This window comes from Agrobacterium sp. LR_9 (genome assembly GCF_041954855.1).
Lineage (GTDB): Bacteria > Pseudomonadota > Alphaproteobacteria > Rhizobiales > Rhizobiaceae > Agrobacterium > Agrobacterium leguminum.
Genome location: NZ_JAVAYA010000004.1, coordinates 273,726 through 296,552, shown reverse-complemented (window position 1 = coordinate 296,552; position 22,827 = coordinate 273,726). Strand labels below are relative to the sequence as shown.

20 protein-coding genes are annotated in these 22,827 nt (G+C 60.3%); 8 read left to right on the top strand and 12 right to left on the bottom strand.

The window, feature by feature from the left end:
- Nucleotides 1-42: 42 nt before the first annotated feature.
- Nucleotides 43-609 (bottom strand): DUF6101 family protein, encoded by a 567-nt coding sequence (locus RAC79_RS07810; protein WP_080855983.1) that lies wholly within the window; start codon nt 607-609, stop codon nt 43-45.
- A gap of 366 nt (nt 610-975) precedes the next feature.
- On the opposite strand from RAC79_RS07810, the gene RAC79_RS07805 reads away from it, so the two are divergent.
- Nucleotides 976-3,414, top strand: a complete 2,439-nt coding sequence (locus tag RAC79_RS07805; RefSeq protein ID WP_065654395.1) for a DUF1217 domain-containing protein — start codon at nt 976-978, stop codon at nt 3,412-3,414.
- Between the two features lie 108 nt (nt 3,415-3,522).
- Here the strand turns inward: RAC79_RS07805 and RAC79_RS07800 are convergent, their stop codons facing one another.
- A complete protein-coding gene (locus RAC79_RS07800; RefSeq protein ID WP_004432791.1) occupies nt 3,523-4,473 on the bottom strand; it encodes a LysR substrate-binding domain-containing protein in 951 nt (316 codons plus the stop codon).
- A 203-nt stretch (nt 4,474-4,676) separates the two neighbouring features.
- Between RAC79_RS07800 and RAC79_RS07795 the strand changes: the two genes are divergently transcribed.
- A complete protein-coding gene (locus tag RAC79_RS07795; RefSeq protein ID WP_125144775.1) occupies nt 4,677-4,970 on the top strand; it encodes a DUF1127 domain-containing protein in 294 nt (97 codons plus the stop codon).
- 223 nt (nt 4,971-5,193) lie between these two features.
- Here the strand turns inward: RAC79_RS07795 and RAC79_RS07790 are convergent, their stop codons facing one another.
- The 7 genes from RAC79_RS07790 to RAC79_RS07760 all read right to left on the bottom strand — a co-directional run bounded on the left by RAC79_RS07790 (nt 5,194) and on the right by RAC79_RS07760 (nt 12,815).
- Nucleotides 5,194-6,567, bottom strand: a complete 1,374-nt coding sequence (locus RAC79_RS07790) for a glutamate--cysteine ligase (RefSeq protein ID WP_004432797.1) — start codon at nt 6,565-6,567, stop codon at nt 5,194-5,196.
- Between the two features lie 118 nt (nt 6,568-6,685).
- Nucleotides 6,686-7,423 carry a 16S rRNA (uracil(1498)-N(3))-methyltransferase gene (locus RAC79_RS07785; RefSeq protein ID WP_065654393.1) on the bottom strand — a complete coding sequence of 246 codons (738 nt, stop codon included), beginning with the start codon at nt 7,421-7,423 and terminating at the stop codon, nt 6,686-6,688.
- Between the two features lie 17 nt (nt 7,424-7,440).
- A complete protein-coding gene (locus tag RAC79_RS07780) occupies nt 7,441-8,946 on the bottom strand; it encodes an inorganic phosphate transporter (protein ID WP_065654392.1) in 1,506 nt (501 codons plus the stop codon).
- A 162-nt stretch (nt 8,947-9,108) separates the two neighbouring features.
- Nucleotides 9,109-9,549, bottom strand: coding sequence for an NUDIX hydrolase (locus RAC79_RS07775; protein WP_065654391.1), 441 nt, complete (start codon nt 9,547-9,549; stop codon nt 9,109-9,111).
- A gap of 299 nt (nt 9,550-9,848) precedes the next feature.
- Nucleotides 9,849-10,595 carry an HAD family hydrolase gene (locus RAC79_RS07770; protein ID WP_174038821.1) on the bottom strand — a complete coding sequence of 249 codons (747 nt, stop codon included), beginning with the start codon at nt 10,593-10,595 and terminating at the stop codon, nt 9,849-9,851.
- Nucleotides 10,592-11,938: a glycosyltransferase family 1 protein gene (locus RAC79_RS07765; protein ID WP_161987672.1), complete on the bottom strand. Its 1,347-nt coding sequence runs from the start codon at nt 11,936-11,938 to the stop codon at nt 10,592-10,594. Before RAC79_RS07765 ends, RAC79_RS07770 begins: the two co-directional genes overlap by 4 nt.
- A 103-nt stretch (nt 11,939-12,041) precedes the next feature.
- Nucleotides 12,042-12,815, bottom strand: a complete 774-nt coding sequence (locus RAC79_RS07760; RefSeq protein WP_174038822.1) for a FadR/GntR family transcriptional regulator — start codon at nt 12,813-12,815, stop codon at nt 12,042-12,044.
- Nucleotides 12,816-13,111: 296 nt separating this feature from the next.
- Between RAC79_RS07760 and RAC79_RS07755 the strand changes: the two genes are divergently transcribed.
- Entirely contained in the window at nt 13,112-14,386 is a 1,275-nt protein-coding gene (locus RAC79_RS07755; protein WP_174038823.1) for a DUF3422 family protein, read from the top strand.
- 13 nt (nt 14,387-14,399) lie between these two features.
- Here RAC79_RS07755 and RAC79_RS07750 read toward each other — a convergent pair whose 3' ends face one another.
- Entirely contained in the window at nt 14,400-15,299 is a 900-nt protein-coding gene (locus RAC79_RS07750; RefSeq protein ID WP_020812657.1) for a LysR family transcriptional regulator, read from the bottom strand.
- 110 nt (nt 15,300-15,409) lie between these two features.
- On the opposite strand from RAC79_RS07750, the gene RAC79_RS07745 reads away from it, so the two are divergent.
- From RAC79_RS07745 to glcF, 3 genes are all read left to right on the top strand, one after another.
- Nucleotides 15,410-16,843: an FAD-linked oxidase C-terminal domain-containing protein gene (locus tag RAC79_RS07745; protein WP_174038825.1), complete on the top strand. Its 1,434-nt coding sequence runs from the start codon at nt 15,410-15,412 to the stop codon at nt 16,841-16,843.
- Nucleotides 16,844-17,084: 241 nt separating this feature from the next.
- On the top strand, nt 17,085-18,299 hold the full coding sequence (locus tag RAC79_RS07740; protein WP_374996960.1) for an FAD-binding protein: 1,215 nt from the start codon (nt 17,085-17,087) through the stop codon (nt 18,297-18,299).
- 3 nt (nt 18,300-18,302) lie between these two features.
- Nucleotides 18,303-19,604: a glycolate oxidase subunit GlcF gene (gene glcF, locus RAC79_RS07735; RefSeq protein ID WP_174038828.1), complete on the top strand. Its 1,302-nt coding sequence runs from the start codon at nt 18,303-18,305 to the stop codon at nt 19,602-19,604.
- Nucleotides 19,605-19,813: 209 nt separating this feature from the next.
- Here glcF and RAC79_RS07730 read toward each other — a convergent pair whose 3' ends face one another.
- Both RAC79_RS07730 and RAC79_RS07725 read right to left on the bottom strand, forming a co-directional pair.
- A complete protein-coding gene (locus RAC79_RS07730) occupies nt 19,814-20,473 on the bottom strand; it encodes an outer membrane beta-barrel protein (RefSeq protein ID WP_065654383.1) in 660 nt (219 codons plus the stop codon).
- Between the two features lie 263 nt (nt 20,474-20,736).
- Entirely contained in the window at nt 20,737-21,513 is a 777-nt protein-coding gene (locus RAC79_RS07725) for a L,D-transpeptidase (RefSeq protein ID WP_174038829.1), read from the bottom strand.
- Nucleotides 21,514-21,748: 235 nt separating this feature from the next.
- On the opposite strand from RAC79_RS07725, the gene RAC79_RS07720 reads away from it, so the two are divergent.
- Both RAC79_RS07720 and RAC79_RS07715 read left to right on the top strand, forming a co-directional pair.
- Nucleotides 21,749-22,378 carry a DNA-3-methyladenine glycosylase I gene (locus RAC79_RS07720; protein WP_003524902.1) on the top strand — a complete coding sequence of 210 codons (630 nt, stop codon included), beginning with the start codon at nt 21,749-21,751 and terminating at the stop codon, nt 22,376-22,378.
- Nucleotides 22,375-22,818, top strand: coding sequence for a hypothetical protein (locus tag RAC79_RS07715; RefSeq protein ID WP_003524901.1), 444 nt, complete (start codon nt 22,375-22,377; stop codon nt 22,816-22,818). Before RAC79_RS07720 ends, RAC79_RS07715 begins: the two co-directional genes overlap by 4 nt.
- Nucleotides 22,819-22,827 lie beyond the last annotated feature (9 nt).

The window sequence follows — 22,827 nt, the reverse complement described above, 5'->3', positions numbered from 1 at the left end:
GTCATCCGCGCCGGGCTTTTTGATTTGTCTGGCTGAAGATTATCAGCTGCGGGCGATGATTTCCTTGCCCTCGATCTTCATGCTCATGCCCAGCGAACCGGTGGAGCGGCGAACGAGGAAGCGGGGACGGCGGTCCGCGAAATAGGAATGGCGGCGGCGCGGGCGGGTATTCTGGGTGCGCACCTTGCCGAGATGTTCTTCCAGCGGACGGGCGACGCCATCGGCTTCCACCATCAGCATGGGAATACGGTAGGCCTCGGACCAGCTGCGCCAGTCGGCGGCGATATCGCAGAGATCGTGGGCGACGAGAAGCGGAACGCAGAGATCCGGATCGTCATGGTGCAGCTCCAGCGTCACCGTTACCTGTCCGTCGCCATGGTCGATGGCGCGGGCGGCAACGCCCTTGAAGGCGCGGGCTGGCAAAGCGAAGGACAGAGGCAGGCCGGAAGAGGACAGAACCTTTCTCAGAACGGCGCCCCGTTCATCGAGGGTGACGGCGACATCGCTCGCGCCATTGCCTTTTCCATAAGTGACCTGTTGCGGAAAACGTGCCGGGTCGAGTCTGAGAGTGGCGACGGCCCAGTCGGGCTTCAGAACGGTCTTGGTCATGTTTATTCTACCCTTGTTTTACCTGAGAGCCGGTTTCCGGTCTTCTCATCGGGACTTTTCGTCCTCTGATGTCGGGAGAATATCCGCCGCCTGTTCGAGACTGCTTAAAAATCGCGGTTAAGAAAACTTTGCATTCCCAAATGGTTAGCAAAACACACTGTGGCATGGTTTCGCTTAGGTAAAAGAGATCGGGACAATGCGGTTTTTATCCCGGCCGAAATTGTGCTCTTTCAAGCTCCGGGCAAGGCGTCTCCCGCATAGTCAGGCAAAGGCTTGCCGTGCGTCCCGATGGAGGCGCGATGGGTGGATTGAAAACCGGAGCATTCGGCGTCTGAAGCGACGCGCGGGTCTCCAGGGGGCATTCGGATGGTATCGACTTATCTCAGCTACGACCTCATCAACCGCGATATGAAGGCAAGCCTGTCGCGCGTGTCGCAGCAGGGGCTCATCGAGCGGCAGACGACATATTACAAGGAAAACATCGGCAATGTGAAAAGCGTCGACGAGTTCCTCGACAATTACCAGCTCTATTCCTATGCCATGGATGCCTTTGGTCTCGGCGAGATGACCTATGCCAAGGCCTTCATGAAAAAGGTGCTGGAAAGCGATCTGAACGACCAGAACAGCTTCGCCAACAAGCTCACCGATGAGCGGTATCGGGAATTCGCCGCAGCCTTCAACTTCACCACATCGACGAAGACCGTTCAGACGGAAGCGCAGCTCGACAAGATGATCGGGCTTTACGATACGTCAATAACCGATCTCGATGACAGCCTTGCGGAAGAGACCCGTTATTACAAGGCGATCGTCGGCACGGTAACCAATGTCGACCAGCTGCTGCGCAACGACCGCACCCGCGCCTATATCTTTCAGGTCTTCGGCATCGATGAGAAGACCTATTCCTATGCCCATATCAAGGGATTGATGACGAGCGACATCAACGATCCCGACAGCTATATCAACCAGAAATACGGCGCGGCCTATAATGACGCGGTCGAAAAACTGACGATGAAGGGCAATATCGAGCTGCACGCGCAGGTCACCGCGCGGATTACCGCAATCGACACCGAACTCGCCGGCACCGGTTTGACGGCCGAGGAGCGCACGGCGCTGGAGGCGGAAAAGGTGACGCGCCAGGACCAGCTGACCCAGCTCGAGGCGGTGTTGCCGCCGCAGGATGAGTGGGAAGCGAAGCTCGCCGCCATCAAGGCCGAGCAGACGACGCTCACCAGCACCGTCACGCAATATAACAAGATGGCGCAGCTCGCCACCGCCTTCGAGTTCAAGAACGACGGCACGGTCACCGCCGGTCAGGCGCAGACGGCGGACAATCTCAAGGCCCTGACGGATGCCTATATCGGCAGCGCCCCGCGCGTGACGCCGACCGTCGCCACGCTGAACCGCGATTATTTCGAATCGAAGATCGGTTCGATCAAGACGGTAACCGAACTGACCTCGGATACCCGGCTTCTCAACTATATCAGGACCGCCTTCGACCTGAACGACCTCACAGTCGTCACGGCAACGATCCAGAATATCCTGACCAGCGATCTGAGCGATCCGAGCAACTACATCGCGACCGTCGGCAAGAACGACAAGCGTTATATCGCCTTGAGGAATGCCTTCAATTTCCAGACCGACGGAACGCTGGCAGCCGGCACGACACCACAGACGACGGCACAGACCGCGACCACCACCAGCGGTTATATGACCTATTATAACGACAAGGATGACGCCGCCGACGAGAAGGCGCTGAAGCTGTTCAAGAGCGATATAGCCAGCGTCACTTCCGTCAAGGATTTCATCGACAGCAGCGCGGTCTATACCTATGCGCTGAAAGCCGTCGGCCTCGATCCGGCCAAGGTGAATTCCGCCGATATTCGCAAGGTCCTCACCAGTGATCTGCAGGATAAAAAGAGCTTCGTCTACACGCTGAAAGACGAACGTTATGTCAAGCTGGCGGAGCTGTTCAACTTCGCCTCCGATGGCAGCGTCGGAACACCGGTTCTGGCGCAGTCGGAAATCGAGATGCAGACCATGTCGGCCGACTACATCAAGAAAAAATCGGCTTTCGGCACGGAAAAGGACAAGGAAACGGCGAAGAAGGAATCGGAATATTTCACGGCCGAGATGCAGAAGATCAAGACGCTCAAGGAATTCCTGAGCGATGATCGCCTGACGAAATTCGCGATGGAATCGCTCGGCATCGATCCCGAAAGCGTGACGAAGGAACAGCTCGAAAAGGCCTTCACCTCGAAGCTCGATGACAAGGACAGCTACGTCAACAAGGAGATGGATCCGGTCTTCCGCCGCCTCGTCACCGCCTTCAACTTCAATACCGACGGTACGCTTCTTCACGAGGACCGCAGCCTGATCCAGACGCGGCGCGGCCTTTACGAGACGCTGGACAACTACCTCACCCAGACGCTGGAAACGCAGGCGGGCGAAGAAAATGCCGGCGTGCGCCTGGCGCTCTATTTCCAGCGCATGGCGGCCGGAACGACGTCCTATTACTCGATCCTCGCCGACACGGCGCTCCAGAGCTTCATCAATACCACTTTCGGGATTCCGGACGAGCTCGCCAATGCCGAGGTCGATACGCAGGTGACGATGATGAAGAAATATTTCGACATCGAGGATTTTCAGGATCCGGAAAAGGTCAAGAAGCTGGTCGCCCGTTTCACCATCATGTACGACAATCAGCAGAACACCACCGATCCGATCATGACGCTCTTCAACGGCAGCGGTTCGGTGGGCATCAGCGCCGATACGCTGCTGGCGGTTGCCACGCTGCGGGCGCGGTAACAGAGAAAGCGCGGACGAGCGACGGGAGGAGCGGCTTTAGCCGGCTTGAGGCTGATGACGAAGCCTCACGCATAGGCGGCGTCATCCCCCGGGATTTGTACTATCCTCTTACCACCCCGGCAGCATGTGCCCGGCGCGCAGGCGCGGCATCTTGGGGTAGGTCTTCACATCGCTGTCCATTTCGTCGGCAACGCTCATCGGCGAGATATTGTCGAGGCAGGCAGTGATGTGGTCGGTGATGGCGTTCACCAGCGAAGGGGAGAGGCCGGGCCGTTTCATCAGGCCGATCTGCACCGGCGGCAGGGGCGGGAAGCCGTCCGCGGCGGTCAGAACCTTCATGCCGGTGCGCAGCGCCGATTCCGGCAGCACCGAGACGGCCATGCCCGCCAGCACGGCGGCGGCGACGACGGTGGAAGACCAGCTCGTGAACAGGACCTGATAGTCACGCCCATCGGCATCGAGCGCCGAACAGGCAAGCTGGCGCCAATGGCAATCGCGCCGCCCGACGGCGAGCGGCACGGGTGCATCGTCCTTCAGCGGATGGTTGGCGGAAGCGACCCAGCAGAGCGGCTCGGTGCGCACCACATCCGAGGAGCGCGCCCGCGGATTATGGGTGACGAGCGCGATATCAAGCTCGCCCCGCGCCATTTTTTCGGCAAGGCTGACCGAAGGTTCGCAGACGATATAAAGCTCGACATTGGGATGGGTCTTGGCGAAGCGCCCGATAATCTCCGGCATGTAGCGGTCGGCATAGTCATCGGGCGTGCCGATGCGCAGCATGCCTTCCAGCCGGTTGTCGTCGAAGGCGGCGATTGCCTCGTTATTGAGGCGGATGATGCGGCGTGCGTAATTCATCAGCTTCTCGCCCTCCGCTGTCAGGCGGTTGCCACGCCCGTCCTTGGCGAAAAGCTGCTTGCCGATGCGTTCTTCCAGCCGTCGCATCTGCATGGAAACGGCGGATTGCGTCTTGAAAACGCGGTCTGCGGCCTTGGTGAAGCTGCCCGTATCGACGATGGCGATGAAGGTATGCAGCTGGTCTATGTCGAGAGGTGCGGACATGGATGGTCATCCATCAGAATGATTGATGCCTCACATTAGAAACATTCGTTGGACTGATCAATAGTCTTGCAACATTTTGACACCCAGCAAATCAATATCAACCCCGGGCCGGCGAAACGTCAGGCCCCCAACCCGAGGCAGCTTCTCGCGCGTGGTGCGCCGGGGGCGGTGCCGCATCGTGCCGTTACGAAAGGATAAGTGTCATGCGCACGGCAGAACGGAGAATGGAACTGGAACTCGCAACCTCCAGGCAGAACGATATGCTTCGTCGTGTCGCCGGCCTCTTTGCTTTCCGCGTCAAAACGTTCTTGCAGCGCATCTACAATCGTATCGTGGCCAATGGTCTCACGGAACTCGATGACCGCCTTCTGGCCGATATCGGTCTGGCGCGCTCGGATGTGAGGGATGCGCTGAATACCGGCCTGCTCGAGGATCCGACCGCCCATCTGACCCGCGCCGCACGCAACCGCGCGGTGACCCGGTTCAAGACCGTTTAAAGCATTTCCAGGAAAAGCGGGCCCCGGTTTTCCGTCCGGAAATGCGCCAAAACGTTCCAGAATGTTCGGGCAATTCCGGCAGACCTCCAGCCGCCGGAATTGCTTTCGAACGGAAAAGTTTTCCCCGCAGGGTGATTTGCCAATAGCCCTGCCTTTGCCCGGTGTCAGGCCCCTCGGCCGCGCCGGGCTTTTTTAATGGCGGCGCAATTTTAGCGGCACTGCCTCAATACTGATATTCTTCGAACACCGGCAGCACGGAGCCGCCCCAGCGACCGTTGTAAAGCGCAAGCAGGTCTTCGGCGAGCGTGGTCTTCTTGGCAAGAACTTCATCCAGCGACGACAGGAACACGGTTTCGTCCTGGCCTTCGCCGTTCAGGCGCTTGCGGTTTTTAAGGCCGGTGCGGGAAATATCCAGCACCTCGCGGGCGAGACCGAGAAGCGGCTTGCCGGCGATCTCGGCGGAAAGACCCTTGGCCGGAACGGCATCGCGAAGGGCGATGACCTCATCGAAGCTCCAGCCGGCGGTCAGCGCATCGGCAGCGGTCAACGCCTCGTCATCGTAGAGAAGGCCGACCCAGAAAGCGGGAAGGGCGCAGATGCGTCTCCACGGGCCGCCATCCGCACCGCGCATTTCCAGAAAGCGCTTCAGGCGCACATCCGGGAACAGGGTGGAAAGATGGTTCGTCCAGTCACCCATGGTCGGCTGCCAGTCGGCGATTTCACCCTTCAGCGCACCGTTCATGAACTGGCGGAAAGTGACATGGGTGCAATCATGATATTTGCCGTCGCGCACGATGAAATACATCGGCACGTCGAGCGCCCATTCCACATAGTCCTTGAAGCCGAAGTCATCGCTGAAGGTGAAGGGCAGCACGCCCGAGCGGCGATTGTCGGTGTCGCGCCAGATATCGCCGCGCCAGGAAAGAAGACCGTTCGGCTTGCCTTCGGTGAAGGGCGAGGAGGCGAAGAGCGCTGTTGCCAGCGATTGCAGCTTCATGGAAACGCGCATCTTCCGGCGCATGTCCGCTTCGGAGGAGAAATCGAGGTTAACCTGAATGGTGCAGGTGCGGTACATCATGTCGAGACCCTTGGTCCCGACCTTCGGCATATAGCGCGTCATGATCGCATAACGCGATTTCGGCATGCGCGGCGTTTCGTCATAGCTCCACAGCGGGCTGCCGCCGATGCCGAGGAAACGGATGCCCATCGGCTCGGCCACTTCGCGCAGCGTCGCCAGATGCTGGTTGGATTCCTTGCAGGTCTGGTGCAGGTTTTCGAGCGGCGCGCCCGACAGCTCGAACTGGCCGCCCGGCTCGATGGAAATGGCGCCCATGCCGTGCTGCTCGCCAAGGCCGATGATGTTTCCGCCGTCCATGATCGGCTCCCAGCCGAGCTTTTCCTGCATGCCCTTCAAAAGTGCTGAAATGCTGGCTTCGCCGAAATAGGGAACGGGACTGTTATCCTCGCGGAAAAACGCGAATTTTTCATGTTCGGTGCCGATGCGGAAGTCGGCTTCAGCTTTGCAACCGCCCGCCAGATAATCTGTAAGCTCCGTGACGGAGGAGAGGGGGGTCTGGTCGGTCGTGTCGCGTGCCATGGCTTACCTTGTTATGACGTCTCTGTTGCGGCGAGGCATATGATTGGCAGATAGGGCCGGATCGTATCCGGAGGCAAATGAATTTCTTTTAAAGATGCATGAAGCGCAATGGGGCCATTCAATTCCAGTCGCCGATCGCCGCCTGAATGACCGCGAGCGCAGCGACGGCGGCCGTATCGGCCCTCAGGATACGCGGCCCCAGCGGAATGGGGGTAACGAAGGCAAGGCCGCGCAGAAGCTCCCTTTCTTCCTCGGAAAATCCGCCTTCCGGGCCGACCAGCAGGGCAAGTTTGCGCTCCGTGACGGCTTGCAGGATCGGCAGCGGATTTTGCCCCGCATCGCCTTCGTCGCAATAGATGATGCGCCGGTCGTGGGGCCAGCTCTCGAGCATGTCCTTCAGTTTCACCGGCTCGGCCACCTCGGGCAGGGACAGTATGCCGCACTGCTCGGCGGCTTCGATGGCGTTGGCGCGCAGTTTTTCGGTGTTATGGATTTTGCCCTGAACATGCTGCGTCATCACTGGCTGCAACAGGCCGGCGCCCATCTCCACCGCCTTCTGCACCAGATAATCCATGCGCCCGACTTTCAGCGGCGCGAAAAGATAATGCAGGTCCGGGGCGTTCGGCTGGGGCCGTGTCTGCTCGAGGGGGACGAGCACGATCTTCTTGCGGCTCGGAAAGGCAAGTTTCGCTTTCCATTCGCCATCGCGACCGTTGAACAGCAGGATTTCCGCACCGTCGGTCATGCGCAGCACATTGGCGAGATAGTTGAACTGTTCCCCCGTCGCCTCCTGCGCGACGCCTTCGACAAGGCTGGCTTCGATATACAGGCGTTGCATCCGGAAATTGGCGCGCATGGGATTCTGTTTCTGGTTCAGAGAAAGAGGGACGACATGAGCCAGTAAAGCAGCGCCGCAAGCGCTGCACTGGAAGGAACGGTGACCAGCCAGGCGGCGATGATCGTCATGAAGTGGGAGCGGCGGACGAGATAACGGCGGCGTATCTCGGAAGGATTGTCGGCATATCTTTCGGACCGGCGGGGCCTGCCGTCACCAGCCTGAACGAGCTCCTGCCGTCGCCGCGACGATTGCGTGTACCATTCGCGGAAGAAACCCACTCCAAACACCGCGCCGATTGCCGTGTGGGTGGTGCTGACCGGCAGGCCGAAGCGTGAGGCAACGAGCACGGTGAGCGCCGTGGCCACGGAAACGCAGAAGGCGCGCATCGGATTGAGCTTGGTGATCTGCTCGCCGACGAGACGGATGAGGCGCGGGCCATAAAGAAGAATACCGCAGGAAAGCCCGAAGGCACCGACCAGCATTACCCACATCGGTGCGCGGGCGGATGTGCTCACCGCCTCGTCATGCAGGGCCCGCACGATGGCAACAACGGGCCCGATGGCATTCGAAACGTCGTTCGCCCCATGGGCGAAAGACATAAGGCCGGCGGCGAGAACCAGCGGCCACTGGAACAGGATTCGAAGCGACTGGTTGCGGTTTTCCAATCCTTCCGATTGTTTGCGGATGATCGGCACGCAGAGCCGCCAGACCACGAGCCCGGTCACCAGCCCTGTGAGGCTGGCATGGCCAAGCGACACATGCATGAGCTGCCGCAATCCGACCCAGATGAGATAGGCCATAAAGACGCCCGCCATCAAACCGATGAGAACCGGAACCCACAGTCGGGCGGAGGTGAGCTTGTCCTCGCGGTAAATGATGAATTCCTTGATGAAAGCAAGGATGGCGACGGCGATGATGGCGCTGATAAAGGGTGCCAGAACCCATGCGAAGGCAATGCTGCCGAGCGAAATCCAGTCGACCGCCTTCGCCCCATAGGCGGCCATTCCCGCGCCCGCAACCCCGCCCACCACCGTATGGGTGGTGGAAATCGGCGCCTTGGTCCATGTCGAGATATTGACGAGAAGGCCGGCGGCGAGAAGCGCCGACAGCATTGCCCATGAAAAGGCGGTCCTGTCGGGAATTGTCTCGATATTGATGATGCCGCTGGAGATGGTCTCGACCACATTGCCGCCGGTGATCAGTGCGCCGGCGATCTCGCAGATGGCGGCGATGATGAGGGCGGCGGCAAGCGGCATGGCTTTGGCCCCAACCGCCGGGCCGACATTGTTCGTGACGTCATTCGCGCCGATATTGATAGCCATATAGGCGCCGATGGCGACGGCGGCGATGATGATGACCGAACCCGCGGTGCCGGTGACGAAGACGCCGGCGAAGATGGCCGCCAGGACAACGAACATGAACCCCGCGCCAAGGCCGGCAAGCTGCTGCGTGACATGCAGCGTCGCCTCTTCGACACGGGTAATCTTGTCGAGATCCTTGTCGAGCGTCGGTTTCATATTCGATGGCGGCTTGATTGCCATTCAGACCTCGTTTGCCAGCATTCCCTTTCGTCCGGCAGTGTCGCAGGTTGAAGGCAATTTTACAGAAAGACTGTTACATCTCGCACATCTTTCCAAAAGGAAAGACGATAAAAGCCATGTTGGAAAAACAAACTGCACATTGCCACGTTCGGGGCGGGCGCGCTATTTCGAATGCGTCATCCGTTTGTCGAAAGCGTGCATCAGTGCTTTCAATTCCGGCTCGTTGACGCGTTTTCCCGCTTCCTGGGGACTGACCCATTCCAGCCGTCTGGATTGCTTTTCGGGAAAGCTTTCCTGCATCTCCGAAACTTCGAGCAGATGCACCTGAACCCTGCACGGTACGTTGACGCCGCTGTTCAGCTTTTTCTCATATTCGTAATAACCGAAGGGCGCCTTTTCCACCGTGCCTTTGACACCGGCTTCCTCATAGGCTTCCTGCTCGGCCACCGCATGGGCCTTCTTGTTGGCCATGGGCCAGCCCTTGGGAATGACCCAGCGTCCCGTATCCCGGCTGGTCAGCAGCAACACTTCCGGCTCCGGATTCTTCTTGGACAATCGATAGCACAGCGCCGCATATTGCTGTCGCGGCGGTCTGCGCAACATCAAGCCAACATCTGTCGCCAATCGATTCAAAATCTTCAATCCGGATTGATCCTTTTTTGCTGGGTAGTGACAATTGCTAATATAGATGTGCCGTAAGTTCCGCCAATCCCCTTTCACCCATAACCCACTACTGTCTTCACGCTGATGAAGCCTGCGGGCAAAGGTGGGCATGGTAGATATGCGAACAAAGCTGCGACCGGGTGGTTCCCCGGCCGGACAGCCGATGCGGTAATACCCTCTCCGCCCGCCTTCAAGCATACGGATTGCAAAGCCGCTATGAATTGTAGCCGGGGCTGTTTTTAGTCCGGGGTTAATCCCCAGTGCCGGAGGCCTTCGACCACACCGTCCGCCTCCTTCGCAGCCGAGTGAAAGAAGCGCGTATCATGATATGTCAGCGAGACGAGCTCCGGCAGGGCATTGCCCACGATCACGCCGCGAATATTCTTTAGCTCAAACATCGCCCTATCATTGCCAGTATCGCCTGCAACCACTGATTCGTCGAGGCCGATCTGTAGTTGTCCACATAGCCATGTCAGCGCGGCACCCTTATCGGCGGCTTTCGGCAAGACGTCGAGGTCGCGGTCGCTGGAATAGACGATACGGGCATCGATATCGGCCGCCACAAGCGCGGCCTCAATCTCTTCGAGCGCGGCGTCATCGGCGTCATGCAGGAACCAGCTCGATTTCAAGCCGTGCTGGTAACGCTCTTCCTGCATCGTCACACCGGGAATTCCGGCCATGACCTCGGCAATCTTCTGGGGGTCGAAACCGGTGCCGAGAGACTGTGTATAGGCGTTTGCCAACTCGCCTCGCTCTTTCGCGTGCAGCATGGTGCCGACCCCGCCAATGACGTAGTCGGGCTGCGGCAGCGGCACCTCTTCGAGAAGCGCAAGCTGGTCGTCGATCAGCCTGCCACTATTGAAAACCAGAAGGGGACGTTGACCCTCCGGCAACGAATGCCAGAAATCGCGGAACCGGCGCGTGGCGTCGTTATCGCCGACGACGGTTCCGTCGAGATCGGTGGAAAAAAGGCGAAGCGGTTTCAATCGCCGTCGTTCCATGGTTCGGCCCAATCGGCTTCTTCCAGAACCGGCATCATGGTCCTGCCTTCCACAAGGGCGAGAAGCTGCTGGGCAATGCCGGTCCATGTGAACAGGCTGCGCGCCTTGTGAGCCCCCATGCGGGAAAGCCGCCCGTAAAGTCGCTCATGCTTGAACGGCTTCATCATGGTGATGCCGAGGTCTTCCTTGTCGAAAGGATCGGCAAACAGCGCATGGCGGCCGTAACTGACGGCCCGGAACAACCCGCCATGAATGGTAACGACGGTGGGTGTGCCGCTCGCCATCGCTTCGATAGCCGTCATGCCGAAAGGTTCGTAACGGCTGGAAAGCACGAAAAGATCGGCGGCGCGATAGATGTCCGGCAGATCTTCATCCGCGACATAACCGGAAAACGCCACCTTATCCTCTAAGCCGAGCGCTTTCACCCGCTCCTTCAACTGGTTGAGGATCGTGGTTTCCTGCTCGTCCATATTCTCGCCGCCGACCGCCAGATGCAGCCGGGCTTCCGGTTCGCGCTCGGCAAGCACGGAAAAACCGTCGATCAGCAGGTCATAACCCTTGTTGGTCGCAAGGCGTCCAAGCGCCAGCACCGTCTTGCCCTCGAAACCGAAACGCTGCCGGATCATCTGCCGCGTCGCATCGGAAACAGGGAAGAAACGGTTGTCGTCATAACCCGGCGGGATCATGTGGATGTGCTTGCGCTTCAGACCGTAATCCTCGATCAGAACGTCGAGTTGCACCGGCGTCGTGGCGATCACCATATCGCAGCTGCGGTAGATGATCAGCTCGTGCTGGATACGTTCCCTGAAGTTGAATTCCAGTTCGAACGTATCGGCCTTTTCCGGATAGTCGGTCTCCATCTGGCGCTTTTTCCAGATGCCGAGCGAATGCGGCGTGTGCAGATGCGGGATTTTCAGCGCTTCGGAAAGCCGCTGCCCGGCGACGCCCGCATCCCAATAATGGCTGTTGATGAACGAATAATTCAGGTCGTTTTTCTTGATGAAACGCAGCGCATTTTCGCACCATTCCATCAGGTGGCGGTGCAGATATTCCTTGGGAATGAAATCCCGCCCGCCGCAGGGAATGCGCACCACGCGGACGCGCTCGTCAACCTCATCGAATTCCGGCTGGTCTTCGAAGCGGCGGGTGTAAAGATCGACAGTATAACCGAGCTGGCCGAGTTTGCGTGCAAGCTCAAGCACATAAACCACCTGTCCACCGGTGTCCGCAGCGCCCAGCGGCGGGTGCGCGGCGACATAGCCATGCGTCGATATGAGAGCTATCCGCGGATAGCGTTCAGTTTCGCTCGTGGTCGTCATGGGTCCCATCTTGGTAAATTTTTCCAATTAACCCGATAAAAAGACCAAAGAGCACAAAAGGTTCCATCAAAACCTGAATAAAAGAGATGCCGCATTTCGCCGGATGGCGTTTTCAGGGGCTGCGCTGCTGCTGCCTCAGGCGCGAAATCCGGTCCCATTCCCGCGCCTGGTGGGCCTTGTTTGTCGTCTCCACGATGAAGTCGATATGGGCCTCCGCCGCCGCCCTTGCCGCGGCCGGATCGCCGGCGGCAATCGCATCGTGGATGGCGATATGCTGTCTAAGCACCTCGTCATGGGCGCCCGCGACAGTGAAGATGAGATGGCGATTGTAGAAGATATCGTCGCTCAGAAGCCGATAGCAGGAGCGTAACGTGTGCATCAGCACGATATTATGCGCCGCCTCGCCAATGGCGTTGTGAAATTCCACATCGCCCGCAAGCTCCTCTTCGAAACGGCCCGCCTCATGCGCCTCGCGCATTTTCTCGACGATGGCGGCAAGGTTGCGCCTGTCCGGCTCGGTCGCGCGCTGTGCGGCAAGTTCGGCGGTCATGCCTTCGATATAGCGGCGATATTCGAGGAAATCGCGCGTCGCCCGGCTGTGGCGGGTAATCAGCGCGCTCAAGGGATCGGAAAAGACCGGGCCGACAATATCGGCGACATAGGTGCCGCCGCCATGCCGGCTGGTAAGAAGGCCACGGGTCTCAAGCTCCTTCAGCGCTTCCCGCAGGATAGGCCGCGAGACATCGAGGCGTTGCGCCAGTTCGCGCTCGCCGGGCAGCCTGTCGCCATCGCGCAATATGCCGTCGAGGATCAGTTCCTCGAAACGTAAGATCACCTCCTGCGATGTGCGGCTGTGCTCGATGCGCGCAAAAAGCGTTTCGTCCATCGCAGAAGTCTCCGGCGAAATCCCGACCCGTATTTCGATGGGAGGCAAATTATCAGCGAAGCATCGCACTGGTCAAATATTCTATCCAGTTACACGCCTCGTCCGTGCCATGCCTGCGGCAACACGGCATCTGCCTTTTCGAATTGGCTTTTGTTAAAGCAGCGGCAGGGCAAGGGTGACGATGGCGGATTTTTCCGCCAGGTGGATCAAAACAATGACAGCGGCTTCGATTGCGATGTTTTCATCGCGATCAATATTTTAATAAAACCGGCGCAACAGGCGGGGACGATATCGCAATGGCCACGGGTAGATTTGCTTTCGCAAGCGCGCCGGAAAGATCGCTGGCGCTCGGGGAGGTTCATGCGCGACCGACGGTGCTTCTCGCACCCTCGCGCATCATCGTCCAGCTTGCCTTCATGATGGATGGTGGTTCGGCCGTGCATCACTCGGTCATCGCGGAAATGTCGCGCAGCCGCGGTGTTGCGCCACCGGAGCGCGATGCCCGCCACCATGCCATGCCCTGGGGGCAGGGGACCTTGCGCTGGGAGCGGCATACCGAATTTTCGACCTGGTTCTGGGATGGCCCTGCGCCGGAAAAATTCGGCGGCGAGATTGCCGGCGATCCCTTCGGCGACGGCTTTTCGCCGCCCGGCTCGCTGATCTCGGGCGTGCGGCTGGAAATCCGCCCGGAAAATGGCGTGGCGTCTGAGGCGGAGACGATCTTCGAGCCGACCAGCCTCTGTCACAGCGACGTGCGCGACGGTCAGGCGGCGATCCTCACCGATTTCCGGCAGGATCGCGACGGGCTGACACAGATATTGGTGATCGACCGGGGCTTGAGCGATTACAGCCGCGGCGCGCTGGTGCAGCGGCTGTTGGATATCGAGACCTATCGCACCCTTGCCATGCTCGGCCTACCGATGGCGCAGACGCTCTCGCCGGAAATCCGCCGTATCGAAGATGGCCTGACGGGTATCACCCAGCGCATGAAAAACGGGGCGCGCGACGAGGCGGACGCGCTGCTGGCGGAAATGACCCGGCTTGCGGCCGAACTGGAAGCCAATGCCGCGCTCAGCCTCTATCGTTTCGGCGCCAGCCGCGCCTATGACGGCATCGTGCGCGAACGTATCCGTGCGCTTGCGGAAACCCCGGTGCAGGGCCACGAGACCATGGGCAGCTTTCTGGAACGGCGCATGGCGCCAGCCATGCGCACCTGCCAGTCGGTGGAGGAGCGGCAGGCCAACCTGTCGCGCAAGCTCTATCGCGCCACGGCGCTCGTCCGAAGCTGGATCGATGTGGAACTGGAGCGGCAGAATACGGTGTTGCTCAACACCATGAACAAGCGCGCCGCCATGCAGCTTCGCCTGCAGCAGACGGTCGAAGGCCTCTCGGTCGCCGCCATCTCCTATTATGTCGTCGGTCTGATCGGTTATCTCACCAAGGCGATCAGCCACGATGTGCTACCGCTCGACCCCGCCGTCGTCACCGGCATCTCCGTTCCCTTCGCGGTTCTCGGCGTCTGGTGGGTGGTGCGCCGCATCCGCCGCTCCCATGCCGAGGGCGGGCACTGAGGGGTAATGTCCCTCAACCCTGCTCCCAATAGGGTGAAGGCCCATAAAGCCCGGCGAGATAATCGATGAACAGCCGAACCTTCGCAGGCAGGAACTGCCGGCTCGGATAAACCGCCGAGAGCGTGACGTTTCGCGATCCCTCATAACCCGGCAGAACCTGCACCAGCTTGCCGCTGCGCAATTCATGGCCGATATCCCAGGTGGAGCGCAACGCAATGCCGAGCCCTGATATCACCGCCTCGCGGATCACTTCGCTGGAATTGGTGATGAGCATCCCCTCCGGGCGAATGCTCATCGCGCCGCCCGGTCCTTCCAGCCGCCAGACATCGTTATTATGGGCCGGCAGGCAGCGGTGCTTTTTCAGATCCTCGATTGTCGCGGGCATACCATGGGCAGCAACGTATTCCGCCGAAGCGCAAAGCACGCGGCGCACTGGCGCCAGCCTGCGGGCCACGAGGCTGGAGGAATTGAGATCGGCGATACGGATGGCCAGATCGTAACCACCCTCGATGATGTCGATGAATTCGTCGCTCAGCACCAGATTGACCGAAAGATCAGGATGCCGCTCCATGAAACCTTTCAGATGCGGCGCGATATGCATGCGCCCGAAGGAAGTCGGCGCGGAGACCTTCAGCGTGCCGTTGACCGTATTGGCGCGGCCGGAGACGAAATCCTCGGCCTCCTCCAGCCCTTCCAGCACGGCAAGCACCCGCTCGTAAAAGCCCTGTCCCGCTTCGGTCAGCGAGATTTGCCGTGTGGTGCGCTGGAAAAGCCGCGCGCCGAGCTTTTCTTCCAGCCGCTTGATGCGTTTGGAAATGACGGCTGGCGAATAACCAAGCTCCCTTGCGGCCAGCGACATGCTGCCCGAGGCGGCAACGCTTGCGAAGACTTCCAGGTCGCCCAGATTCGTCATAGTCGCCCTCGATTGTTTCCAGAATGGAAAAAATCCATAACATTTGATTGCGTCGTTTCAAAGTGGTAAAGAAAGAATACCAGTTGGCGAAATGGCATGGAGGAGGGGCGGTGACGCAGCCGATCAAGTTTCTGGAGCCGCGCGCGAAAGTCGTCGCAGGCCGCGACCGCATCATAGCGGACCTCAAGGATATTTTGCCGGCGGACTGTCTTGTGCACGAGCCGCGCGAACTTGTGCCTTTCGAAACCGACGCCTTCGTCTCCTATCGCCGCCTGCCGCTGGCCGTGGCGTTGCCGAAAACGACGGAAGATGTGGCGGCGGTGATGAAATATTGCCACCGTTACGGCATTCCGGTCGTGCCACGCGGGGCCGGCACCTCGCTCTCCGGCGGCGCGATTCCGCAGGAGGATGCGGTGGTGATCGGCCTTTCGAAGATGGCCTCGATCCTCGAACTGGATTTTTATAACCGTACGGCGCGGGTGCAGGCGGGCGTCACCAATCTTTCCATTTCCGATGCGGCAGGTGCTGAAGGTTTCTTTTATGCGCCGGACCCCAGCTCGCAGCTTGCCTGCACCATCGGCGGCAATATCGGCATGAATTCCGGCGGCGCACATTGCCTGAAATACGGCGTTACCACCAATAATCTGCTCGGCGTGAAAATGGTGCTGGTGGATGGCACAGTGCTGGAACTGGGCGGCAAGCACCTCGATGCCGCCGGCTACGATCTGCTCGCCCTCGTCTGCGGCTCGGAAGGCCAGCTCGGTATCGTGACGGAAGCGACGGTGCGGTTGATCGCCAGGCCGGAAGGCGCGCGACCGGTGCTGTTCGGCTTCGAGACGTCGGAGGAAGCCGGCTCCTGCGTGGCCGATATTATCGGCGCGGGCATCATCCCGGTCGCCATCGAATTCATGGACAAGCCGGCCATCGAAATTTGCGAGGCTTTCGCCAAAGCGGGCTATCCGCTGGATGTCGGCGCGCTTCTGATTGTCGAGGTCGAAGGCTCCGAGGCGGAAATGGACGCAATGCTGGCCGACATCGTGGCGATTGCCCGAAAACATGGCGTGAAGACGGTGAAGGAATGTCAGTCGGCCATGGAAGCGGCGGCGATCTGGAAAGGCCGCAAATCCGCCTTCGGCGCAACCGGCCGCATCGCGGATTATATCTGCATGGATGGCACCGTGCCGCTCTCCCAGCTTTCCTACGTGCTGAAAAAGACGAGCGAAATCACCGACCGCCTCGGCCTGCGCGTCGCCAATGTCTTCCATGCCGGCGATGGCAATATGCACCCGCTCATCCTGTTCAACGCCAACGATCCGGAAGATGCGGCCCGCGCGGAAGAGGCAGGCAATGAAATATTGAAACTCTGCGTCGATGCCGGCGGCTGTCTGACCGGCGAACATGGTGTGGGCATCGAAAAACGGGATTTGATGCGCCACCAGTATGATGAGGCCGATCTTGCCCAGCAGATGGCGGTGCGTGCGGCTTTCGATGAGGGCTGGCTGATGAACCCTTCCAAGGTGTTTCCGCTGGAGGGGAGGGGATGATGGGTGTGAGTTTTGTGACGATGGTGGGTGTGGCTTACCCCCCTCTGCCCTGCCGGGCATCTCCCCCTCAAGGGGGGAGATCGACAAGCGGCGACCTCCCGCTCAATTCTCGAACGGTGCAATTGAAACGATGTGCCAGCCTCTTGCCGATCTCCCCCCTTGAGGGGGAGATGCCCGGCAGGGCAGAGGGGGGTATCCCTCGCGCAAACCTCGCCACCCCATGCCCGGAGCCCGCCACCCCATGCTGACCCCCTACGCAGAAATCCAGGTCGCCGACATCATCCGCGACCACGCAACCCGAAAAGCCGCGCTGAAAATCATCGGCGGCAACACCCGCTCCGGTTTCGGCAATGCTGTCGTAGCAGATGAAGCACTCTCTTCCCGCGCGATGAACGGCATCGTCTCCTACCTGCCCGCCGAAATGGTCATGACCGTCAAGGCCGGAACCCCGCTCGCAACCGTCAAAGCCGCCCTTGCAGAAAACCGCCAGATGATGGCCTTCGAGCCGATGGATCACCGCCCGATCATGGGCACCGAAGGTGAACCGACCATCGGCGGCGTCTTCGCCGCCAATGTTTCCGGCCCCCGCCGTTATGTGGCCGGTGCGGCCCGCGACAGCCTGCTCGGCATCCGTTTCGTCAACGGCAGCGGTGAGGTCATCAAGGCCGGGGGCCGGGTGATGAAGAATGTCACCGGGCTCGATCTGTCGAAGTTCCTGGCCGGATCGTTCGGTACACTCGGTTTCCTCACCGAAGTCACCTTCCGCGTGCTGCCGAAACCGCCTGCGGAAAAAACCGTGGTCGTTTCCGGGCTCGACGATGAAGCGGCGACGCGCATCATGGCGGCGGCGATGGCGATGAGCGTCGAGGTTTCCGGCGCGGCGCATCTGCCGGAAAGCGTTCGTTCCCGTTTCATCGATGGCGGATTGCCGGACGGCCCGGCGACTATCCTGCGGCTGGAAGGGCTCTCCGCCTCGGTGGAGGCGCGCACGGCCAAACTCCTTTCCGTCATGGACCGGGTCGGGCCGTGGGCGCTGCTGGAGGGCGAGGAGAGCAGGCTTTTGTGGCGTCAGGTGCGCGATGTCGCGCCCTATGTCGGACAGGCGGGAAAGCCCTTGTGGAAAGTATCGGTCGCGCCTTCGGTTGGTCATCAGCTTGTCGCGGCGCTGCGCATGGAAGCGGGCATCGACGCCTTTTACGACTGGCAGGGCGGCCTTGTCTGGATGCAGATGGAGGCGGACCCCGAGGCGGATTTGCTGCGCGGCGCGATCCGGGCGCTCGGCGGCGGCCACGCGACGTTGGTGAGGGCGAGCGATGCGGTGCGCGCCACGGTCGCTGCCTTCGAACCGCGACCGGCGGCGGAAGCGCTGCTTTCTGCGCGTATCAGGGAGAAGCTCGATCCGGCGGGCATCTTCAATCCCGGCAAGATGGCCGTAACGATGGAAAGGGCCGTCTGAACCATGCAAACATCCTTCACGCCCGAACAACTGGCCGATCCGCATGTGGCGGAATCCGAAAAAATCCTGCGCAAATGTGTGCATTGCGGCTTCTGCACCGCCACCTGTCCCACCTATGTCACGCTCGGCAACGAGCTGGACAGCCCGCGGGGCCGCATCTACCTCATCAAGGACATGCTGGAAAACAGCCGCCCGGCAGACCGCGAGGTCGTCACCCATATCGACCGCTGCCTCTCCTGCCTTGCCTGCACCACCACCTGTCCTTCCGGCGTGGATTACATGCATCTGGTCGATCATGCCCGCGCCCATATCGAACAGACATACAAGCGGCCCTTTATGGATCGGCTGATCCGCAATCTTCTGGTTGCCGTCCTGCCCCATCCCGCCCGTTTCCGGCTGGCCCTGCATCTGGCCCGGCTGGCGCGGCCTTTCTCCGGTCTGCTTGCCAAAGTTCCGGCGCTGAAGCCGCTGCAATCCATGCTCGCTCTCGCCCCCGCCGCCGTGCCTGCGGCCTCCGCGTCAACCCGTCCGGGAGAGCGGCCGGCCGAAGGCGAGAAGCGTGGACGCGTCGCCATCCTCACCGGTTGCGCCCAGCCGGTGCTCGATCCCGGTATCAACGAGGCGACGCTGCGCCTTCTGGCGCGGCTCGGCATCGAGGTCGTGGTGCCGAAGGGGGAGGGCTGCTGCGGTTCGCTGGTGCATCATATGGGCCGCGAGGAAGAGGCGCTCGCCTCGGCAAGGCGCAATATCGATGTCTGGACGCGTGAGATGGAGAGCGGCGGTCTCGACGCCATCATCATCACCGCTTCCGGCTGCGGCACCACCATCAAGGATTACGGCCATATGCTGCGGCTCGATCCGGCTTACGCCGAAAAAGCCGCGCGGGTCTCGGCTTTGGCGAAGGACATCACCGAGTATCTCGCCACCCTCGATCTGCCGCAAGGGCAAAGCCAGGGTCTGACGGTCGCCTATCATTCCGCTTGCTCCATGCAGCATGGCCAGAAGATCACGCTTGCGCCGAAACAACTCCTGAAGGCGGCGGGTTTTACCGTGCGCGATCCGGCGGAAGGGCATCTCTGCTGCGGCTCGGCGGGAACCTACAACATCCTGCAGCCGGAGATTTCCGCCAGGCTCAAGGCGCGCAAGGTGAAGAATATCGAGGCCACCCGGGCGGATGTCATCGCCACTGGCAATATAGGCTGCATCACGCAGATCGGAACCGGCACGGATATGCCGATCCTGCACACGGTGGAGCTGCTGGACTGGGCCTATGGCGGGCCGAAACCGGCGAGGCTTTCGGTCTAGAGCGTGGTGTGCCGATAAGGCAGCGATCCTGCATGACGGTGCGTGACGTATAGATTGGGGCCGCGCACCTTTCTAAAGGCTTCTCCTCATCCCTGTGCTTGTCACAGGGATCCAGTCAGTCCAAGTCCTTGGGCTGAAGGGACTCTCCCCGCCGTGCAGACGCACGTCGGCTGGATTCCTGTGACAAGCACAGGGATGAGGGAAGAGAGCTAGAACTTATACGCCACGCCGAAATTCACCGCATTGGTGATGATATCGGTCTTCAACGAGCCGCCATTGTCGATATCGACGTCGACGAAGGAATAGGTGCCCTTATATTCCACGAAGGTCGACCAGTTGTCGGTGATGCGGTAGCTGAGGCCAGCTTGCGCCTGCAGGGTTGCGCCGCCGAACTGGTATTCGAAGGTCTTGCCCGAGGGACGGTACACTTCCACATGCGGTACGTTGATGCCGACGCCGGCGCCAACGTAAGGGGTGATGGGCAGGGATTCCAGCGGAAAGCGGTAGAGAGCGTTGAGCGTCAGTAGGTTCAGGCCATCGGTGAATTCGAAATGCGACCAGCCGGAACGGGCAAGCGTCTGGTCGTCGGCATAGACCTTGTCATGGGTGAAATCGAGCGAGATGCCGAAATTCCGCAGCTGGCCCTCATCGAACCAGTAGGTGCCGCGCACGCCCCAATAGGGCGGATTGGAAAACGACTTGCCTTCCCATCCGGCCCGGAAATCCGGCCCGTCGGAGACCTTCACGTCGCTGTGCGGCGCGCTTTGCCAGCCGCCATAACCGGAAATTTCAAATTCGCCCGCGATTGCGGCAGAGAAGGAAGCGCCGCTGAACAGCAGGGCGCAAACAAATAAACAATGGCGCGGCATGGAGTGAATCCAGATTGATATCAGTAATTCACCAAACCGTTTTTTGATAACATTTGAATGACAGAAACGAAAAACGGGCGGCCGATTGACCACCCGTTTTAAGGCCGTTCCATCATCCCCCTGAGAGAGGTCCGGCTCCTGGCGTCCCCCGCCAAGTTTCATTCCAATGAAGTGAGCCGGATTGTACCGCCGCAAGGCGGCAATTCAAGCGGATACGCCGCCACACCGGCTCTGAAGCGGCCGGAAAGGCTGAACCGTTGCCGTCATATCACAATGACCTTGGTTCCGACGTTGACGCGCTCGTAAAGATCGGTGACATCCTCGTTGCGCATGCGGATGCAGCCGGAGGAATTGTTGCTGCCGATCGTCCACGGCTGGTTGGTGCCGTGGATGCGATAAAGCGTCGAGCCGAGATACATCGCGCGCGCGCCCATCGGGTTCGCCGGGCCGCCTTCCATGAAGGCCGGCAGATAGTGTCCCTTCCTCGCCTCGCGGCTGATCATTTCCTTCGGCGGGGTCCAGCTCGGCCATTCCGCCTTGCGGGTTACCTTGTGGGTGCCGGCCCATTCGAAACCGGGCTTGCCGACGCCGACGCCGTACCGCCGGGCCTTGCCATCGGCGAGCACGAGATAGAGGAAACGGTTCGGCGTATCGATGACTATGGTGCCGGGTTTTTCATTGGTCGGGTAGGTGACGATCTGCGGCAGGAATTGCGGCGCGATCTGGGTGCGCACCGGCGCATTGGGGCGGACGGCGGCATTCTGCACCCGTGCCGGGCGCTGCGATGTGACGCCGGAGCTGGGGCGCTGCGGCATGGCGGCCTGGCGCTGCTGGAAGAACGGCTGGCGTGCGGCAGGTGCGCGCGGATAAACCACGGGGCGCACATTGCCGCGACCGCCGAGCTGAGTGACCCAGGGGGCGGAAAGATCCGGGCTGACGACGACGGGCGGGCGCTCGCGATAACGCTCATTGGCCATGGCGGCCGTGGCGGCAAAGGTGGAAACGAGGCTCAGCGCCAGAAAAACGGACTTCATCGTCATCGGGTGGACTCTCTCTGCGGGATGTCGCAACTATGGATTTGCGGAACTGTTCGCCCGCTTTGCCGGACACGTTCGCACCTCGACGCCAGCGAATCGTAAATGGCTGTTCATTAAAAAGCGCTTGATTAGGGAAAGCTGGATTTAAGGTTAGCACCCGGTTTTGAAACGTGGTGAATGAGTGGTAAGTGCGCGGTCTGAACCGGTCACGGGCGGAGTGGAAAAGGGTGGTTGCGGAATGAATGAAGCGGGACTTGAAACGGGCGCGGATGGCCTTGTGCGGTGTTTCTGGCAGCAGGGGCTTGCGGATTACAGCCGTTACCACGACGAGGAATGGGGTTATCCCGTCACCGACGATCGCCGCCTTTTCGAGAAGATCTGTCTGGAAGGTTTCCAGTCCGGCCTTTCCTGGCTGACGGTTCTGCGCAAGCGCGAGGCGTTCCGTCTCGCCTTCGCCAACTTCGAATTCGAAAAAGTGGCGGAATTCGGTGAGGCCGATATCGAGCGATGCCTTGCCGACAAGGGCATCATCCGCCATCGCGGCAAGATCGTGTCGACCATCAACAATGCCCGCCGCGCCATGGAGTTGCGCGATGAATTCGGTTCGCTCGCCCGTTATTTCTGGGGTTTCGAACCGGCCGCCGCAGAAAGGCCGCAAAGGCTGGACTATGCGACGTTAAGGGCCAACCCCACCAGCGACGCCTCCATTCGCCTTTCGAAGGACCTGAAGAAGCGGGGCTGGAGTTTCGTCGGCCCGACGACCGTCTATGCATTCATGCAGGCCATGGGTATGGTTAACGACCATATCGAAGGCTGTCATTGCCGCCAGCCGATAGAGGCCATGCGGCGGGAGTTTGTACGTCCATGAAGGTAACCTCCCTTCTTCTGGCTCTCACCATGGCCGTGGCCGCCGTGCCGCATGCCTCCTTCGCGGAGGGCCGCAATGTCGACGGTATCTGGCTCGATGACGGCGAAAGGCTGAAGCAGGTGGCGCTGCCGCCGGCCGGGCCGCTGAAGCTTGACGGCTGGACGCGGCGCGGGCGCGGCGACGTCTATCGCCTGAAGGTGAAGGCCGGGCAGACGGTGAAGATCGAGCTTGCCGCTTCCAGCGAATTCGTGCTGATGGCGGTCTTCGATTTTTCGACGCCGGATGAGGACGCGATCTTCTTCAGCGATTCCGAAGGCAAGGTCGCAACCCTGACGCCGAAGGCGGATACGGAGTGGCTGATCCGCCCGACGCTCATCCTGGGCTCGCCACGCCGCGGTCTCGGCGCGCACTACACGCTGACGGTCAGCACCGGGAAATAACAGCGCGCC

Bases quoted from the DNA above. Each gene is read 5' to 3' on its own strand.
- RAC79_RS07810 (WP_080855983.1), bottom strand. From the start codon at position 609: ATGACCAAGACCGTTCTGAAGCCCGACTGGGCCGTCGCCACTCTCAGA.
- RAC79_RS07805 (WP_065654395.1), top strand. From the start codon at position 976: ATGGTATCGACTTATCTCAGCTACGACCTCATCAACCGCGATATGAAG.
- RAC79_RS07800 (WP_004432791.1), bottom strand. From the start codon at position 4,473: ATGTCCGCACCTCTCGACATAGACCAGCTGCATACCTTCATCGCCATC.
- RAC79_RS07795 (WP_125144775.1), top strand. From the start codon at position 4,677: ATGCGCACGGCAGAACGGAGAATGGAACTGGAACTCGCAACCTCCAGG.
- RAC79_RS07790 (WP_004432797.1), bottom strand. From the start codon at position 6,567: ATGGCACGCGACACGACCGACCAGACCCCCCTCTCCTCCGTCACGGAG.
- RAC79_RS07785 (WP_065654393.1), bottom strand. From the start codon at position 7,423: ATGCGCGCCAATTTCCGGATGCAACGCCTGTATATCGAAGCCAGCCTT.
- RAC79_RS07780 (WP_065654392.1), bottom strand. From the start codon at position 8,946: ATGGCAATCAAGCCGCCATCGAATATGAAACCGACGCTCGACAAGGAT.
- RAC79_RS07775 (WP_065654391.1), bottom strand. From the start codon at position 9,549: ATGTTGCGCAGACCGCCGCGACAGCAATATGCGGCGCTGTGCTATCGA.
- RAC79_RS07765 (WP_161987672.1), bottom strand. From the start codon at position 11,938: ATGGGACCCATGACGACCACGAGCGAAACTGAACGCTATCCGCGGATA.
- RAC79_RS07760 (WP_174038822.1), bottom strand. From the start codon at position 12,815: ATGGACGAAACGCTTTTTGCGCGCATCGAGCACAGCCGCACATCGCAG.
- RAC79_RS07755 (WP_174038823.1), top strand. From the start codon at position 13,112: ATGGCCACGGGTAGATTTGCTTTCGCAAGCGCGCCGGAAAGATCGCTG.
- RAC79_RS07750 (WP_020812657.1), bottom strand. From the start codon at position 15,299: ATGACGAATCTGGGCGACCTGGAAGTCTTCGCAAGCGTTGCCGCCTCG.
- RAC79_RS07740 (WP_374996960.1), top strand. From the start codon at position 17,085: ATGCTGACCCCCTACGCAGAAATCCAGGTCGCCGACATCATCCGCGAC.
- glcF (WP_174038828.1), top strand. From the start codon at position 18,303: ATGCAAACATCCTTCACGCCCGAACAACTGGCCGATCCGCATGTGGCG.
- RAC79_RS07730 (WP_065654383.1), bottom strand. From the start codon at position 20,473: ATGCCGCGCCATTGTTTATTTGTTTGCGCCCTGCTGTTCAGCGGCGCT.
- RAC79_RS07725 (WP_174038829.1), bottom strand. From the start codon at position 21,513: ATGACGATGAAGTCCGTTTTTCTGGCGCTGAGCCTCGTTTCCACCTTT.
- RAC79_RS07720 (WP_003524902.1), top strand. From the start codon at position 21,749: ATGAATGAAGCGGGACTTGAAACGGGCGCGGATGGCCTTGTGCGGTGT.
- RAC79_RS07715 (WP_003524901.1), top strand. From the start codon at position 22,375: ATGAAGGTAACCTCCCTTCTTCTGGCTCTCACCATGGCCGTGGCCGCC.